The 16,779-nt window shown below is 55.5% G+C and carries 14 protein-coding genes; 6 read left to right on the top strand and 8 right to left on the bottom strand.

Annotated elements, in window-relative coordinates; genetic code table 11:
* Nucleotides 1–163 precede the first annotated feature (163 nt).
* The 7 genes from D6C00_RS06500 to D6C00_RS16035 form a co-directional block, all read right to left on the bottom strand.
* Complete coding sequence (locus D6C00_RS06500; protein WP_158675336.1) at nt 164–2,590, bottom strand: tetratricopeptide repeat protein; 2,427 nt, start codon at nt 2,588–2,590, stop codon at nt 164–166.
* A gap of 205 nt (nt 2,591–2,795) precedes the next feature.
* Complete coding sequence (gene fcl, locus D6C00_RS06505; RefSeq protein ID WP_125180976.1) at nt 2,796–3,749, bottom strand: GDP-L-fucose synthase; 954 nt, start codon at nt 3,747–3,749, stop codon at nt 2,796–2,798.
* A gap of 175 nt (nt 3,750–3,924) precedes the next feature.
* Nucleotides 3,925–4,488, bottom strand: coding sequence for a GDP-mannose 4,6-dehydratase (locus D6C00_RS06510; protein ID WP_125180977.1), 564 nt, complete (start codon nt 4,486–4,488; stop codon nt 3,925–3,927).
* Nucleotides 4,489–5,298: 810 nt separating this feature from the next.
* The gene (locus D6C00_RS06515) at nt 5,299–5,880 is read right to left on the bottom strand and encodes a hypothetical protein (RefSeq protein WP_125180978.1); all 582 of its coding nucleotides are present in this window, start codon (nt 5,878–5,880) and stop codon (nt 5,299–5,301) included.
* Between the two features lie 101 nt (nt 5,881–5,981).
* Nucleotides 5,982–6,944, bottom strand: coding sequence for a glycosyltransferase family 4 protein (locus D6C00_RS06520; protein ID WP_125180979.1), 963 nt, complete (start codon nt 6,942–6,944; stop codon nt 5,982–5,984).
* A gap of 195 nt (nt 6,945–7,139) precedes the next feature.
* A complete protein-coding gene (gene xrtD / locus D6C00_RS06525; RefSeq protein WP_241546909.1) occupies nt 7,140–8,495 on the bottom strand; it encodes a VPLPA-CTERM-specific exosortase XrtD in 1,356 nt (451 codons plus the stop codon).
* Nucleotides 8,387–8,719: a hypothetical protein gene (locus D6C00_RS16035; RefSeq protein WP_241546812.1), complete on the bottom strand. Its 333-nt coding sequence runs from the start codon at nt 8,717–8,719 to the stop codon at nt 8,387–8,389. Before D6C00_RS16035 ends, xrtD begins: the two co-directional genes overlap by 109 nt.
* Nucleotides 8,720–9,354: 635 nt before the next feature.
* On the opposite strand from D6C00_RS16035, the gene D6C00_RS06530 reads away from it, so the two are divergent.
* Complete coding sequence (locus tag D6C00_RS06530; RefSeq protein WP_125180981.1) at nt 9,355–10,323, top strand: sulfotransferase family protein; 969 nt, start codon at nt 9,355–9,357, stop codon at nt 10,321–10,323.
* Nucleotides 10,320–11,126, top strand: a complete 807-nt coding sequence (locus tag D6C00_RS06535; RefSeq protein ID WP_125180982.1) for a class I SAM-dependent methyltransferase — start codon at nt 10,320–10,322, stop codon at nt 11,124–11,126. Before D6C00_RS06530 ends, D6C00_RS06535 begins: the two co-directional genes overlap by 4 nt.
* Before the next feature lie 45 nt (nt 11,127–11,171).
* On the opposite strand, the gene D6C00_RS06540 is transcribed toward D6C00_RS06535, so the two are convergent.
* Nucleotides 11,172–12,047, bottom strand: a complete 876-nt coding sequence (locus D6C00_RS06540; protein WP_125180983.1) for a glycosyltransferase family 2 protein — start codon at nt 12,045–12,047, stop codon at nt 11,172–11,174.
* 275 nt (nt 12,048–12,322) lie between these two features.
* Here D6C00_RS06540 and D6C00_RS06545 point away from each other — a divergent pair, with 275 nt between their 5' ends.
* The 4 genes from D6C00_RS06545 to D6C00_RS06560 all read left to right on the top strand — a co-directional run bounded on the left by D6C00_RS06545 (nt 12,323) and on the right by D6C00_RS06560 (nt 16,744).
* Nucleotides 12,323–13,123, top strand: a complete 801-nt coding sequence (locus tag D6C00_RS06545) for a WecB/TagA/CpsF family glycosyltransferase (protein ID WP_125180984.1) — start codon at nt 12,323–12,325, stop codon at nt 13,121–13,123.
* A gap of 130 nt (nt 13,124–13,253) precedes the next feature.
* Nucleotides 13,254–13,982 (top strand): putative capsular polysaccharide synthesis family protein, encoded by a 729-nt coding sequence (locus tag D6C00_RS06550; RefSeq protein WP_158675337.1) that lies wholly within the window; start codon nt 13,254–13,256, stop codon nt 13,980–13,982.
* Between the two features lie 39 nt (nt 13,983–14,021).
* Entirely contained in the window at nt 14,022–15,392 is a 1,371-nt protein-coding gene (locus D6C00_RS06555) for a lipopolysaccharide biosynthesis protein (RefSeq protein ID WP_125180986.1), read from the top strand.
* A gap of 134 nt (nt 15,393–15,526) precedes the next feature.
* Nucleotides 15,527–16,744: an O-antigen ligase family protein gene (locus D6C00_RS06560; RefSeq protein WP_125180987.1), complete on the top strand. Its 1,218-nt coding sequence runs from the start codon at nt 15,527–15,529 to the stop codon at nt 16,742–16,744.
* The last annotated feature ends 35 nt before the right edge of the window (nt 16,745–16,779 follow it).

Below are 16,779 nucleotides of genomic sequence, written 5' to 3' on the forward strand. Positions count from 1 at the left end.
CGGCTGGACCCCCGCCTGCGCGGGGATGACGGGTGGATACCACCACCGCGCAGTCCGCTGCTTCCGTCATCCCCGCGCAGGCGGGGATCCAGAAACCGCCGGGGTTAATGGATTCCCCCCTCCGCTCGCCTTGGACCGGAATAACGGAATCCGGCACACCGGGCTACTGCAACTCTTCGAGCACCTTCCGTGCCTCTTCCAGCCCGCCGAACTCGTTGCCCGAGTCGACGGCCTTCTGCAGATGCTCCCGGGCCTGGGCGGCATTGCCCGCCTTGTGATGCGCCATCCCCAGGTGATACTGGAAGATGGCCACATCAGACGCCTGCCTCACCACGCGCGCGAGCACCTCGATGGCCTGCTCATACTCGCCGCGACGGTAGTGCACCCAGCCCAGGGTATCCAGGAACACGGGCTGTTCCGCGTTCCTGAACTTATCCGCCAGTTCCAGGGCGCGGTCCAGGCTGGCTGCGTCCGTGCGATGATCCGACAGCAGGGCGGCCAGGTTATTGGTGGCGACCGCATTGTCCGGATTGGTCTCCAGCAACTGCTCGTAGAGCGCGATCGCCTGATCATAGTCGCCCTTGCGCTCGTATACGCCGGCCAGCGGGATCAGCAGATCCGGGGATTCCGGCTGACGCTCCAGGCCTTCGCGGTAGGCCTCGATGGCCCCGTCCAGGTCATCCTGGGCCATTCGGGCCGAGGCCAGCCGGGCATAGGGCTGGGCCGCATCCGGCGTTACCTCGATCTGGGCCAGGTACTCGCGCTCGGCCTCGCCGTAGCGCTCCTGCGCCATGCGGATGGTCGCCCGCAGGCCGTGGGCCGAGGGATGTTCCGGATCCGCCTCCAGGGCAGCCTGCACCCGGGCCTCGGCAGAATCCAGCCGGTCCATCTGGATCTCCAGCGAGACCATCTCGCCCAGCATCAGCATGCTCCCCTGGCCCTCGGCCCGTTCCAGGGCCTTTTCGTACTCGGCGTGCGCGGCCTCCAGATCGCCCATGGTGCGGTGCACCCGGCCCATGCGGAAATAGCCCTCGGGACTGTCGGGGTCGGCCGCCTGCATGCTGCCGATGACGTCCTTCAACTGATCGGGATCGTTCTTCGCCGCCAGGATATTGGTCTTGGCGACCAGGGCCCGCGATTCCTCGGGATCCGCCTCGAGCACGGCATCGACCTGCTGCTCGGCCAGATCCAGCTCGCCCCGGCGCAGCAGATAGCCGGCATAGCGCAGGCGGACATCGATATTGTCCGGGGCGGCCTCCACGGCGCGGCGCAGGTTATCCCCGGCCAGTTCCATCTCGCCGTTCTGCATGTGCGCGCCGGCCAGCAGGGTCAGGGCCTGGGCATTGTCGGGCTGGTCCTTGACCACGGTGCGCAGGGCTGTGATGGCATCCGTGTAATTCTCATCCATCAGCGCCAGGCGGGCCTTGAGCATCAGAGCGCCGCTGTCGCTGGGATTCTCCTCCAGCACCTCGGCCACCAGCCGGCGGGTGGTGTCCAGATCCTCCTCGCCGGCGGCGATCTGTGCCAGGGCCACCTTCGCCTCCAGTCCCTGCGGCTCGGTGCCCCACTTGTCGACAATCGCCTTCAGCACGGCCTTGCGTTCTTCCGTCTGCTGCTTGCTGCCATGCAGGCGGGCCAGGGCGAAGCGCAACTCATGCGCCTCCGGCAGCTTGTCGATGGCGGCCTGCAGTTCCTCCACGGCCCGTTCGAACGAGACCCGGTTGTTGAGGAAATCCACCAGCACCAGATGGCGCTCGGGATCCTCGGGGTCGACCGTGATTGCCTCGTGCAGCACCTGCTCGGCCTCGTCGATGCGGTCCAGCTGGGCGTAGTAGGAGGCCAGACTGACCCGGAAACCGAGATTTTCCGGTTTCTGTTCGATCGCCTGGCGCATGGCCTGAATGGCGTCCTCCGGTTTCTGGTCGCGGGCATAGGCCTGGGCCAGCTGGACCTTGAGCGAGACCTCGCCGGGCGAGGCCTCGACGGCGCGAGCCAACACCTGCTGGGCCTGATCGTGGCGCTCGGCCTGCTGATACAGGTTGGCCAGCAGCACGGCGACCTCGGTCTTCTCAGGGTGGCTTTCGAAGTAGGGTTCGAGTAAGGCAATGGCGCCATCACGATCACCGTCGCGCGCCTTCATCGAGGCGGACAAGGCGGGCACGCCCGGATGCTGCGGATCGGCCTCGCGGATCGCGGCCAGGTGTTCGCGCACCTTGGCCAGCGCCTCGGCCTCGGCCTCTGTCTCCCCGCGCGAGCGCGCGGCATTGGCCTGCAGCAGCATGAACTGCCCCAGCCGCATGCGCGCATCCAGCAGGGTGGGGTCCAGCTCCACGGCCTTGGTGTAGTTGCCGTAGGCCTTGGCCCAGTTCTGCTCCTTCTCCATGATCCGGCCCAGCAGCAGGTAGGCCTCGGCATGCTCGGGATCGATCTGGAGCACGTTCTTGATCTCCACCCGGGCCTTTTCGAAGTTCTCCTCCTCCAGGTAGGTCTTGCCGCGCTCCAGGTAGACCTGCTTGCGCTCCTCGGCGCCGCCGCAGGCCCCCAGGACCGCGGAAATCAGAACGACCAGTGTAATTTTCTTGATATTCATTGCATCCACCATCCACTCGGTTTTATTTGAGTATTTTCAATGGGCACGGAATACACGGAAAATAACAGACTCGTCATTGCGAGCGTAGCGCGGCAATCTCAAGAATGCGGCAGCCCCTTTCAGAGATTGCCGCGGCGCTGCGCGCCTCGCAATGACAGGCCTGTTTTTTTTCCGTGCTTTCCGTGTATTCCGTGGCCATTAGAATTTATCCAACCCCCCGCACCCCGGCCTCGCCGAGCCGCTTTCGGTACCAGTCGTAGGTTACCCGGATTCCCGCCTCCAGGGAAACCGTCGGCCGCCAGCCCAGGCCGTTGATTCGGGAGGTATCGACCAGCTTGCGGGGCGTGCCGTCCGGTTTGCCGGCGTCGAACACCAGTTCGCCCTCATAGCCCACCACCCGGGCGACCAGCCGGGCCAGATCGGCGATGGAGATATCCTCGCCCACGCCGATATTGACGATCCCTTCGTCAGCGTAATTTTCCATGAGGAAGAGACAGGCATCTGCGCAGTCATCCACAAACAGGAACTCCCGCAGCGGCGTGCCCGTGCCCCAGATCTCCACCGTCGGCGCCCCGGCCTCCTTCGCCTCGTGCATCTTGCGGATCAGCGCCGGCATGACGTGCGACTTTTCCAGATCGAAATTGTCGCCGATACCATACAGATTGGTCGGCATGGCGGAGATGAAGTTGCAACCGTACTGCCGCCGGTAGGCCTGGCACAGCTTGATCCCCGCGATCTTGGCCACCGCATACCACTCGTTGGTCGGTTCCAGCGGCCCGGTGAGCAGACTGTCCTCCGGCATCGGCTGGGGCGCCTGCTTGGGATAGATGCAGGTACTGCCCAGGAACAGCAGCTTCCTTACCCCGGCCCGGTAGGCCGCATGGATGACATTGGCCTCCAGCATCAGGTTGTCATACAGAAACTCGGCCGGATAGGAGTCATTGGCCAGTATCCCCCCGACCTTGGCCGCCGCCAGGAACACATACTCCGGCTTCTCCGTCTCGAAAAACGCGTTCACCTGAGATTGATCACGCAGATCCAGCTCACTGCTGGTGCGCGTGACGAGATTCGTATATCCCGCCTGCTCCAGCCGCCGGACGATGGCACCACCCACCAGGCCACGGTGGCCCGCGACGTATATCTTTGAGTCTTTATTCATAATCTATATGACCACTAAATCCACTAAAAGCTTATAGACGGGGCTGATTCAGCGGCAGTTCCAAACCTATCACCGTCATTCCCGCGCAGGCGGGAATCCAGAAACCGCCGTGGCATATAGATTCCCGCCTGCGCGGGAATGACGGGAAGAGTTCAGCGGATTCCGCGGCCATCCCTCATTCGTTGTAATCGAAGGTTTTGAATCCCTCACGCCTGCACAACTCATCGCGCTCGGCGATCTTGATGTCCTCGCGCACCATCTCCGCGACCATCTCATCAAAGGTGATCTCCGGCACCCAGCCCAGCTTCTCCTTCGCCTTTGACGGGTCACCCAGCAGGGTCTCCACCTCGGTAGGCCGGAAGTAGCGCGGATCGACCTCGACCAGCACCTGCCCGGTCTTACGGTCGATACCCTTCTCGTTGACACCCTCCCCCTGCCAGTCAAGCTCCATCCCGACCTCGCTGCAGGCGGCGTTGACGAAATCCCGCACCGAGTACTGCACTCCGGTGGCGATGCAATAATCGTCTGGCGTGTCCCGCTGCAGCATCAGCCACTGCATACGCACATAGTCCTTCGCATGTCTCCAGCTCGCGCCTGGCACCCAGGTGCCCGAGGTACAGTTGTCCTGCAGACGCGAGCTTGATGCGGGGCCACAGCGCGGGGTGATTCTTGCGGGTGACAAACGGTCATCGCCGCGCGATTGGGGGATTCGTGGGAACAGAATGCCGTTAACAGGCATAGATGCCGTTAGCCTCGCAGGTAGTTCACGCAGACCCGTCGCATTAGAGCTTGGCCAACGGCATAGGGGCTGCGCGGATTAGAAGGGCGTTGGTTTCCATTCTTGCGGAATATCCTGCACCTTGACCAGACAGTTTTACAAACTGGTCTAGGCCTGGTAGAACTGGCCTTCTTTCCAGCCCCCCCCAGAATACGAATCGCCTCCGCAGTTGAACCGCAGGGTACCCGAGGGGCGCTATCGGTGCCATGGTCGTGTTACTAGGGTGGTCTCTGAACGAGTACCGCCACATGACTTGTGCCTGGCATGGTTGTAAGAGCCTAGTCCGCGCGTTTGCACCCTGCCCCACCCGCATCGCGGATGATGCGGATCAGGCGTTGGTGGAATCGGGTCCGATCGCCATAGTGCAGGGAATGAAATTCCGGTTGGCGACAGCGGTCCTGGTTACAGTGGGCGATACGGTCGTATTATTGACGAAGAAGCCGGCGCTTGAGACCTCATGCAACCTCGTAGCCCTTCTCCCGCAGGAACTCTGCAGCTAGGCGCTTCTGTCCGGGCTGTAGAACCTGTAATCAGTGCAAGCCCTTTAGTCATTTCTCTCATCACACCCCTACTTGCAAGATAATTTTTCGTCATTCCCCGGTCAACCCCGTCATTCCCGCGCCTAGGCGGGAACTCCACGGGCGCCGGCTGGATCCCGCGATCTGCGCGGGTGGGGGTAAGATGACGATACCAGTGACATGCACTGGATTTTCGCCTGCGCGGGAATGACGAGCAGAAAGGGAAGGCGGCCGGACACAGCCATCCTCACTCTCACCCCACCAGAAACCGCCCCGACAATATCACCAGGCTCGCCAGCACCCCGAGCGTCATCAGATTCCAGCGGCTGCGCATGTGCTTGAGCACCCACTCCACCGCATAGAACAGCACCACGAACTCAATGATGAGCCGCAGCAGCGTCTCGCTCAACCCGATCTGCTGCGGGAAAATCCCCACCACCAGCAGCATCAGAATCACCAGAAAATCCAGCGGACTGACGTCGAAACGGGAATTCTCGGCAAATCGCATCCCGGCGGCAATCGTCAGAATCAGCACGGCAAACACCGCATAATCGAACAACCGGGATATCTCCCCGAACCAGTCCTGGGGATACAGATTGACCAGGTAAACCAGCGCCGCCATTGACAGAAACAGGGTCAGACGCAGGAACAGGAACCATAAACGGAACCCCGCCAGAAGACGCGCCAACAGCAGTGCCGCCAGTATGATGAGGATATAACCGAACTGCAGCGGCACCTGTTTCACAGCGAACGCAACCACCAGCGAATAAAGTGCAATCCCCGCCATCATCAGGCCGGTCAACGCCTGCAGGAACTGCGGCTGCTTGCGGATCACACCAAAGGCCTTGACCGCCGGAAACAGCAGACGTTCGCTGCTTTTCTGCCAGCCGCTGCGCTCCGCGATCAGCAGTGTTGCGAACACCGCAACGGATACGCCTATGTAGGCGCGATGATGAGCAGATCGTGTTCATAGGGCAGCACCACCGCCAGCAGGACCAGCAGCGCCTGAATGGCATAGATGGTGATCACGGATTCATGATGCTCGAATCCCAGTTCCAGCAGCCGGTGGTGGATATGGTTTTTGGTGGCGCGAAACCAGTTCATGCCGTGATAGATACGCTGGGCGAACACGGCCAGGATGTCGACGATGGGCAGCCCGAGAAACAACAGGGGCAGCGCCGGACTCAGAGCCGGATTGACCCGCGTCATCAGATAGACGGCAAGAAATCCCAGGGTAAAGCCCAGGAACTGGCTGCCCCCATCGCCCATGAATACCCGGGCCGGATGAGAATTGAAGCGCAGGAAACCGAACACCCCGCCGATGGTGGCCACCGCTATGACCACCGCCAGCCCCCCGCCGGCCTGAAAGGCAAGATAGATAATGGCCAGCAGGCTGATCAGCGACTCGCCGCCGGCCAGGCCGTCCAGGCCATCGGAGTGGTTCATGGCGTTGATCATGCCCACCATCGCAATGACCGTGAACACCTTACCTGCCGATTCGGACAACGCATCATGGCCCAGAAGCGGCAGCTGGGTGACGTACAGATCACCCCAGTACACCACCCCGATCACGGCCGCGAACTGGCCGATGAACTTTACATAGTGACCCAGCTCCTTCGCATCATCCCAGGCGCCGAACAGAAGCAGGATCAGCGCCCCGACCAGATAGCTCGCCAGCAGGGCATCGACCTGCAGCCAGACCAGCAGCGGCACCAGGGTGCCGATCACAATCCCGACCCCACCCACGCGCGGAATCGGAGTGGTGTGCACCTTGCGGGGGTCCGGCTTATCGACCATCCCGAGCACGGGCGCCAGCCGGACCATGATCGGAATCAGCGTCATGCTGATGACCATGGCCGCCACAAGAATCAGCAGGTGATTGGCAGGAATCTCAGTCAAAATATTCTAATTATCCTCCGTCATTCCCGCGCAGGCGGGAATCCAGAAACCACCGGATCCTTCGTCATTCCCGCGCAGGCGGGAATCCAGAAACCACTGGACATTGTGGAATCCCGCCTGCGCGGGAATGACGGCTAATTTTTCAGTCAATGCAGGTCGGGTTAGCCCGACAGGGCGTAACCCGACACCCACAAATCACTCCGGCACATACGGCCCAAGCTTCGGCACCACCACCCCCGCAAACTCCTGCAGCGCCTCCTCTGCATCGGCCAGATCCTGCCCGGGCTGAATAGGGATGGTCAGCCGCACCAGTGCCCCGTCGGTACGGTGCCGGGTCAGCGCATCCTGGAACAGGTACCACTTGACCCAGTATTCGTTGTTGATCACCCGCCCACGCTGCTGGAACCAGTAATACACCAGCTGCCGGTAATCCCCCTTGGCGATGATCATGCGGTTGACCTCGAGCGGCTGACCGTGTGCCTGCACCCCTTCGACGGAAACCACATCATGATTCTTGATCTGCCAGCCACCGCCAGGAATACAGGAACGAGGGGAATGGGCCGCAGCACCCGCGGTCTGGTCGCCGTAATAGGCCACATAGAAATTGATCTGCTGGCCGGCATCGTTGCGGTAATCGGCTATCAGATAATCGTCGAGCTTCAGCGCATCCAGGTAAATCGTCTCAAGCTTGTCCTCATTCCCTTTCCACTCTGCAAGCTCCATGGGGAAACCGACAAACAGCCGCCGTTCCGGCACCCTGTTCTCCGCATTCTGGGCATAGACGGCACCGGCCGTCACTACACCGGCAAGCACCAGGAAGAGATAATGCGGTGCGCCCGACTTCACGTAGCGTCGGTCCGGATTTTCCGGCGGCACCGGTATATCGATGCCGAAGGCCTCGGCCAATGTCATCTTGTTTTTGCCGATCTTGGCCAGCACGGCCATTTCCAGTACCAGGATGGCAATGCAGGCCATGAAGATGACCCAGCCTTCGAAATCATGCAGGAAGCCTTCCGCCTGCCCGGGGCCGCCGTATTCCACCAGCACCCCGATCACGCCGATGCGAAAACTGTTCATCAGCACGGTTATCGGCGCGCTGGACAAAAATATGATCGCCTTTTTCCACAGCGCGCCCTTGTAAATATAGGCCGCGACGAAACTCAGACTGGCCAGCGGAAAGAGGTAACGCAACCCGCTGCAGGCCTCGACCACCTGCAGCTTGTAGCTGCCCAGATCGATCACATTGCCTTCCAGATAAACGCTGATGTCGAACAGCCGGATAACGGCCACGCCGATCTCTGAGGAAATAAGCTGGAGCTTGCCTGAAAGATTATTGAATACGAAGGGCGGCAGCGGCACCATGAAGAAAAGCAGGAACAAAGGCGCAAAGACCAGCTTGAATGCCCTCCACCCCAGAAAGGTGAGAGCCAACCCCATAATCACTATAACAACAGAATATTGAGCCAGGGTGTGGGTTGTTGCCAGCAGGCCCAAAAACAAAAGCGCACCACCTGCCGCAACCAGAACCAACCCTGCATAGGAACTTTTGATGCCGGTTTTCTGGATTTCGAAACGCCGCTGCCAAATGAGGAATCCGGGTTATAACCGGAATCAGATATGCATATTCCATATTCCTCTGATTTATTCCAGAGGGAGAGCATATTCTCGAATGTTCCGGCATAACCTATGGCCAGAACCAGGACAGAGAGGAGAAGAAGCAACCAAATCCGCGCCGGATAGGTAGCATAGGTTTCATTTGCATCATACTTGTTCATAGGCGGCAGTCTATTGGTTAAACAGTGATATCAAGTTACCTTGAATTTAGGTTTATTATCATACGTGGCAGTTACAATCGACCTACCTTGCAGCGTGGACTTCATTCAGACAGCGCCATACCCGCCACAGAGGCGTCCCCATAATCAAAGAAAGCTGAGCCATCAGTGGAGATTCAATAGATTTATTTTTGTCACAGGTTTACGGCTTTACCCAGGAGAACGACACTGATCATCCTGTTCGTTCAGCCATCTGATCGCCGGAACTGATCCACCCGTTTATTAGCATTTACTAATAATTAATCCGTAAAGAAAATCGACGCCCCCGAACATTGCGTGTTTTTCAATTTGAGATACTATCGGCACAAACACGAATCCGCAACACAGAGGCCATATTAATAATCCACCTGCATAAACAATATGATGCAACAGCACCTTGCATTTTATAGCGCTTTGTTTACATTCAATATTTCAGGCAAAACATTAACTGTAAATGTGCATACGCGGTAATTTATCTTTCCTACTGGCCTGAATGGCGAAGCTCCTCCAGTGTTTGGAAGACGCGTCGTTTACACCGACGGCCCAGTTCAGTATTCAGTGTTGGGAAAATACACAAACACTAGCAGGCAACCGACCTTATGCATCTTCCAAATCTTATCATTGGCGGCACTGGCCGATCGGGAAGCACGTCACTATTCAGATATCTGGCGGATCACCCTGAAGTTTGCGGATCATCAAGAAAAGAAACGCAATTCTTTATCAGACATATTGGTAATATAACTTCGCGTGAGTTGGAGAAATACTCCGGCTTTTTTTCCCACTGCAATGCATCGCACAAGATTCGGATTGAAGCAACACCCCACTACCTTCAATTTGCAGACAGAATCGCACCTTCCATCCATGCAGCACTGCCCGGAGTGAAGTTGGCATTCATTCTCAGAGAGCCCGCAAGTCGGTTGTTCACTGGTTTCCGGAATCTCCGTCTTCTTGAAAGCAAAAATTTCGGCGCATGGTCGTTTGATGAATTCGTCAGTCATGCCATCAACCATCAATCTCAAGCCAATAACAATTCCGACGACCCCAGACTCAGGGCAGCCTATTACATGCATACCGGCTGTTATTCTGAATACCTGAGCAAATACCTGAAAATATTCGGCCCGGAAAACATATGTATTCTGTTTTTCGATCACCTTGTATCGATGCCGAAATCAGTAATGATTCGTCTGGCGGAATTTTTAGCGATTGACGAAAAGTTCTACGATGATTACACCTTCACCCGGGAAAACAGGACCCGCGCATATCGATCCCGCTTGATACATATTACAGCCCATAGTATAAATCAGCTGATAGAACCGGCCCTGAACCGGCTACCCTCTGCGAGGAAATTGATTCGCGGTGCATATAATCTTGTCAATGAAGCCGACATGCAAAAGGAAAGTCCATCAGAGGCGGCTATGACCGCACTCAATGAATTTTATCATCCACATAACGCCAAGCTTCGCAGGCTACTTGAAAAGCACGGCTATATCGACGACATCCCCGCATGGCTAGCGAAAGAAAAACAGCCGACAATAACAGAGCAATGTAGCACAGGGCAGAGCAGATGACGGATGAGTATACAGATTATCTTCGCGGTGAAAAGTTATACGGCGACGACTTCCAAGCTGAAGATATCCATAAATGGTTTATGGACGAGGCGGAGGGATACGCCAACCTCGGCGCTAAGAAAAAGGCCGCTTACAAATACGTTTATCATCGACTTAACATTCATCATGCCTTCAGGCACCTGAAGGGAGCACACTTCAGCAAAGCCCTGGGAATTGGCTCCGCATACGGCGATGAATTCATCCCGATAATAAAGCAGATAAGACAAATCTTCATACTCGATCCGTCTGACGCCTTTGCCGACGTCAGGGAAATTTTCGGTACATCCTGCAGCTATATCAAACCCAATCCCGAAGGGACCATGCCATTCGAAAATAATCAGTTTGATCTGATTACCAGCCTTGGCGTCATGCATCACATTCCGAATGTGAGTTATGTAATGAGCGAATGCTTCAGATGCCTCGACCGTGGCGGCATTATGCTGTTACGCGAACCAATCATCTCCATGGGAGACTGGCGAAAACCCAGACATGGGCTCACCAAAAGAGAGCGTGGGATTCCGATCGATATCCTGGACGACATTATCGGCAGATCGGGCTTCAAAATCAGACGCCGGGCATTTTGCGTATTCCCGCTGATCCCGAAGCTCACCAGCAAGCTTCATATTGCAGCGTACAACAACTCGCTTATCACGACCGCGGACGCACTTCTGAGCCGGGCATTTTCATGGAACATGAAGTACCACAGAACGAAATTGCATGAAAAATTCGCACCGGCATCGGCCTATTACATCCTTAGCAAATAATTCCCGCTGGAACGAACCGCTGCATTACCGAATAACCCAGGTCAGTCAGCACATTCTCCATCGTCGCTTTAACAGGTAGCTAATCAGGACGCGCGCAGTATCAAGCACAATATAGCTCGGCAGCAACAGTCGAGGGCAGTTCTTACGGGCGAACCGCCAGCGGTATTTCAGACAACCCGGTGACTTGATACTGGTAAGATAGCCATAGAACTTGTTCAGGGACCATCCCCCCTTGAACGCACTCGAACCTGTATGATCGACATGCGAATAGAGTTTTGCATCGTAATTCATGTAAACACGGAAGCCGGCGCGCCTGGCGCGATGCGTAAAGTCGTAGTCTGCGGCATATTGAGGCAAGCCTTCAAAGTCAAACAGCCCTATCGATGAAAAAACCCGCAGCGGAAATACTGTACCCCGGCCTGGCGCGTGAGTGATTTCTGCCAAACCTGAATAATCGTAACTCACGGGATCGAGTTTGCGCACCTTGGCACGGACCCAATCCATACGCTCACCCGGCTCAACCAGTCTGTCAGGTTGCGCGATATCATAGGAAGCAGAGGCAAGAACGGCATCCGGCTTATGTTCCAGCGCCTTCGCCATCATTCCAAGATAGTTTACAGCAAGCTCGAGGTCGTTATTGAGCGTAATCAGATAATCATCCGGAGCCGCATTCTCCAGTATGTACTTGACACATTCGTTAGTTGCACCGGTCCACCATAGGTTACCGTCCCCATTCAGTACGACGACTTCCGGGAAATCAGCGGCCAGTATTCCGGCCGTCCCATCCTCGGAGCCGTCGTCACAGACCACGATCCTGAAGTTACGGTACACCTGCTTCCGGATACTCTGCAGACAGCTACGCGTCAACTCAATGCGGTTATGCACCGGAATGGCGAACCAAAATCTGGGCTCAGCCTTCACACTCCCACCCCGTCAATTTGGCATGAACAGATAAACAGAACTCCACGGCACAACGAAATCCATGGCTCTGTCTCGTCTATAATGGTTGCAATTTAATCACTTTACATGGCAGATTGGTAAATGCAACCATGCAGGAATATGACGCCATCATGGCTTTCGACGTTGTGGCGCACAGGAACTGGCTGACACCCTGAAATTGTTTTAATTTCCTGTTTTTACTTAAAAAAATAAACATTTTAAACTGACCAATCCATCCATCGCAGATTTGCCTGAGAATGAACGACACTTCACTTGATCATGTGGCTTCAAGCCGCCGGGGCGACAGGGTGGCTGGCACCTTCGTCGACGCGGCGGATTGGAGCGATCTCCTGGCAAAGATTCATTTATGGGCACTGAATCGCGAGTCCCGCAGTGTGTGTCTGTGCAATGTCCACTCTGCAGTAACGGCGCGCGAAAACAGCGGGCTTGCTGAAGCGCTGGATTCATCCGATATGGTTTTACCCGATGGCGCACCTATCGCCTGGACGCTGAGACACAAGGGATTTCCCGGTCAGACCAGAATTGCCGGTCCAGACCTGATGCTCAAGTTATGCACTGAACTCGAGCATACCGGTATTGGCGTATTCCTGTTCGGTTCCACAGATGTGACACTGCAGAAACTGCGCGCACAGCTTCTCAAACGCTTCCCCGATCTTGAGATCCGGGGAATCCTAAGCCCGGAATTCGGGAACTGGTCCATGGCACTCGAAAACAATTACATAGAGGAAATCAACAAATCTGGTGCCGGGGTGATATTCGTCGGACTCGGCTGCCCACGGCAGGAAATCTGGATGTCACACCGCAAATCCGATATTCGGGGCGTAATGCTTGGGGTAGGCGCCGCATTCGACTTCCATGCCGAGACCATCAAACGCGCGCCAAAGTGGTTACAGAAATTCGGGCTGGAATGGCTTCACCGCCTGCTGAGCGAACCGCAGCGGCTGTGGAAGCGCTATCTCATCACCAATACAAAATTCATAGCACTGACCGGACGGGAACTCATGACACGCAATCAACGTCGGCACAAGCAGGCCTGAAGCCATGCCAGGACCACTAGGAATTCTGCATGACTTAGGCGGCCGTATATTCGGCTGCCCATATTACAGACAGATCATTCGGACCAGACTGAATCTATCCCTGAGTGCTGACCCGATTCTCGTATGGCAAATGGGCAAGGTTGGTTCCAGTACGGTCCTCAACTCACTGCACAATGCCGGGCTTGGGTCCGCCATCTTCCATGTCCACCTTCTAAGCGACGCATTGCTAGAAAGGGGAGAACTGTTCCGTAAATCTGCGCGACGGGGCACTGCCGCCCATTTGTATAATATTGCGCTACGGGAGCAAATGCTTGCTGATAACAGGCGTTGGAAGATCATCTCCCTAGTCAGAGACCCTGTGGGTCGCAATATCTCTGCCTTCTTTCAAAACCTGGATTTGTATGCACCAAGTATTGCGCCAGACGACCTGTCAAAAACAGAATTACTGAAAAATATATTCTTCAGCGAATTCGATCATGAAAGGCCATTAACATGGTTTGATTATGAAATCAAAGGCACGCTCGGTATCGATGTGTATACAGACCCATTCCCCATGAATCAGGGCTACGCAGAATATCACACAGATAAATTCGATCTTCTCATATTACGTATGGAGGACCTCAATGCCACCGGCATTCATGCACTGAGACGCTTTCTTGGTACATCGAGAATCCAGTTAGTAAAAACCAATATTGGAGCTGACAAAAATTATGCTGAGGTCTATGCCCAACTTCGCCGTAGGATTGATCTTCCAGAGGACTACTTGGATAAGATGTACCAGTCTAAATATGCCAGACATTTTTATACCCAATTAGAAATTTCCGATTTCCGCTCCAGGTGGGAAAGCACGTTCGCATGACAACAGAACCAACGCATTAGTACAGCAAACAGATGACCGATGGCCGGCAAACCACATCATTCAAATGGAGTCTCACTCCGCCGACGCTTTCTGTCCGGATCCTCATGGGCCCTGTCCGGCAAGATACTCAGCGCAGGCGCAACCCTGCTGGGCAATGCCTTGCTGGCCCGTCTACTGACGCAGGAACAACTGGGCAACTATTTTCTCGCCTTCAGCGTGGTAAGCCTCATCTCCATATTCTGTATCTGGGGATTGAATCGCGGACTGGTCAAACTGATCGCAAGTGAACTGGCCAAGGGCCAGCAGGCACTTGCGCGCAATGGCATTATCAGTGCCTTCACCCTGGTCCTCATCACCAGCACTATCGCGGCTTCGACACTTGTATCCCCAGTGGGTGACTGGCTGTTCACGACAGCGCTCGATTCGCCGTTGCTCACGCCGCTAACTCTGTTCCTGGCACTATGGATTCTGGTCAAGACCCTACAGGGCCTGGTGAGTGAAGCTTTTCGCGGTTTCCATGACATTCGACTGGCCACGATTTTTGGCGGTCTGGTGACGGCTGTATTGTCCACGCTACTCTATCTGTTGATATGGCTCCATCAGGGACAGGCCAGCCTGGACCAGATCATCCAATTAACGGTTCTGGCGACTGCTTCAGCCCTGGCCGTTGGCCTGTTTCTTCTCCATCGCAGAGCTCAAGAGCTGGACCGGGATGGGAAACCGTCTTTACAGCAGGTGTATCGTTTCGGCCTTCCACTGATGGTGACCAGCATTTTTCTCTTCGGTGTACGCGAATTTCACCTGTGGCTACTCGCCGCCTTCCAGCCAAAGGGCGAGGTCGCACTATACGGTTCCGCGCTCCGGCTCATAAACATCCTTGTACTGCCTCTGACTGTCATCAATGCAGTCATTCCGCCGATGGTGGCTGACCTCTACAGCCGGGAGGATCGGGCAGGGTTGCAGTCACTGTTGCAGAAGACCGCCACCCTGATGAGTATTCCAGCGTTTGCAGTCTTCGGCCTGATACTGCTCCTTGGCGCCGAGATCCTCGCGCTGGTATACGGGGAACCATACAGAGCGGCTTCGATGCCTTTCCTTATTCTGGCAGCCGGGCAGTTTCTGAATGTCCTGGCAGGGTCGCCTGGAGTGCTTCTGACCATGTCCGGCCATGAACGGGTCGTGATGGCATCGGCGCTGGGAGCCGGCGGCATCGGGCTTACGGTAAGCTTCTTCGCCTCCCAGTCATACGGCGCAATGGGAGCAGCTGCTGGTTACTCCACTGGCATCGTTCTCGTCAATATTATAATGTGGAGATATGCCTACGGGCGCCTGTCAGTCCGCACCCATGGGAGTGGCCTGGTTGCTGTCCGAATGCTGAAAGGCCTGCTTACCCGTAACAGATCAGGATAAAATAGGATCAGGCTGCAACCAATAATCGATTCGCTAAAGACCGTGCTAAATAAATCCGTATGATAATACCTGACGTGGCATGAGCTAAGGCATACGGTTGTCCGTAATACCGACAAGAGAAGGAATAATCAACAATGGCGCGCCTGGGTTTCTTTGCGTTTTCGATCTGGTTTCTCCTCCAGCCATTCACTGTTGTCACTTCGTTTTATCTTGGCATACTGGCACTGGACAAGCTTCTGGCGCCTGTGCTCATCCTGTTCTGGGCCGTGTCTGCAGTCATCGGAAAACAAAGAATCGATACCAGTAAGATTTCGTACTTACTGATAGCCTTCGCCTTCTTCATTATCCGCAATGTGTCCAAAATTGATGAGCCTGAGATATACCAATACCTCCTATGGGAAGACGCTATCCTGTTCGGGTATTTCTGCCTGCCTATTCTATTCGTAGACAATCTGGAGAGGGTGAAGACCGCAAGCAAACTCATTTCCGTCAACGCTGTACTGGCCTGCGTATCAGCCTTCCTGGTAGCGGTTGGTTGGCTTACCTTACCCTATGAAAGATCCTCTGCGGGCAGATTCGATCTGACCATCCAGAAGTCGATCGGGTTGTATTCATCGTACGGCGATGTAGCCCAGATTTCTGCATTTTTTCTTCTTCTCGCCCTGTTCGTTTCCACCATCCTTGCACTGCGGAAAAAATCTTCAGGGTGGACGGCTATAAAGATTTTCGCCTTCATAGTGGTAATAATCGGTGTAATCGGAAACCAGTCAAGGAGCATGATACTCTCTCTGATCGTGGCAGTTAGCATGGCATTGATCTTTCATTTTCGCAGCAAGGCGACAAATAAATTACTCTATAATACCTTGCTCATAGCTATAGGCACAGTAGCGGTATCGGTTTCTGTCGTTGTAATCAACCAGATCATTTCGTTGCTTGGCAGTTTTGGTGGCGCGGATGCCGCAGGCACTGCGGCCGGCAGACTCGAGCAATACCAGTATGCATTCAGCGTAATCGGCGACAATCCGATCCTCGGCGTGGACGGATCCTACTATTCAAAATACGGAGCATACGTTAGAGGGATCCACAACATGTGGCTGGGGCAGATGGCGAGAGGTGGCATACTCAGCGTGTTGCTGCTGTTATGGCTGCTTCTCAGGCTGCTTAAGGCATCTCTCAGGCTGCAGGATAACCCAGAAACAAGGCCTTACGGTTCAGTCGCCGTAGGCTTCCTGTTTGCCGTATTCACTTCGACATTATTCTACCCCGCCGACACCCAGTTTTTCTGGCCACTCTTGGGAATGGGCATTGCTATCGTCTGTACCATGAGCATGCACAAGTCGCATCGATCATAACGTCTACTTCAAATTGCAACGCCATAAAGATATAT

It is taken from the genome of Thiohalobacter thiocyanaticus (assembly GCF_003932505.1).
GTDB classification, from domain to species: domain Bacteria; phylum Pseudomonadota; class Gammaproteobacteria; order Thiohalobacterales; family Thiohalobacteraceae; genus Thiohalobacter; species Thiohalobacter thiocyanaticus.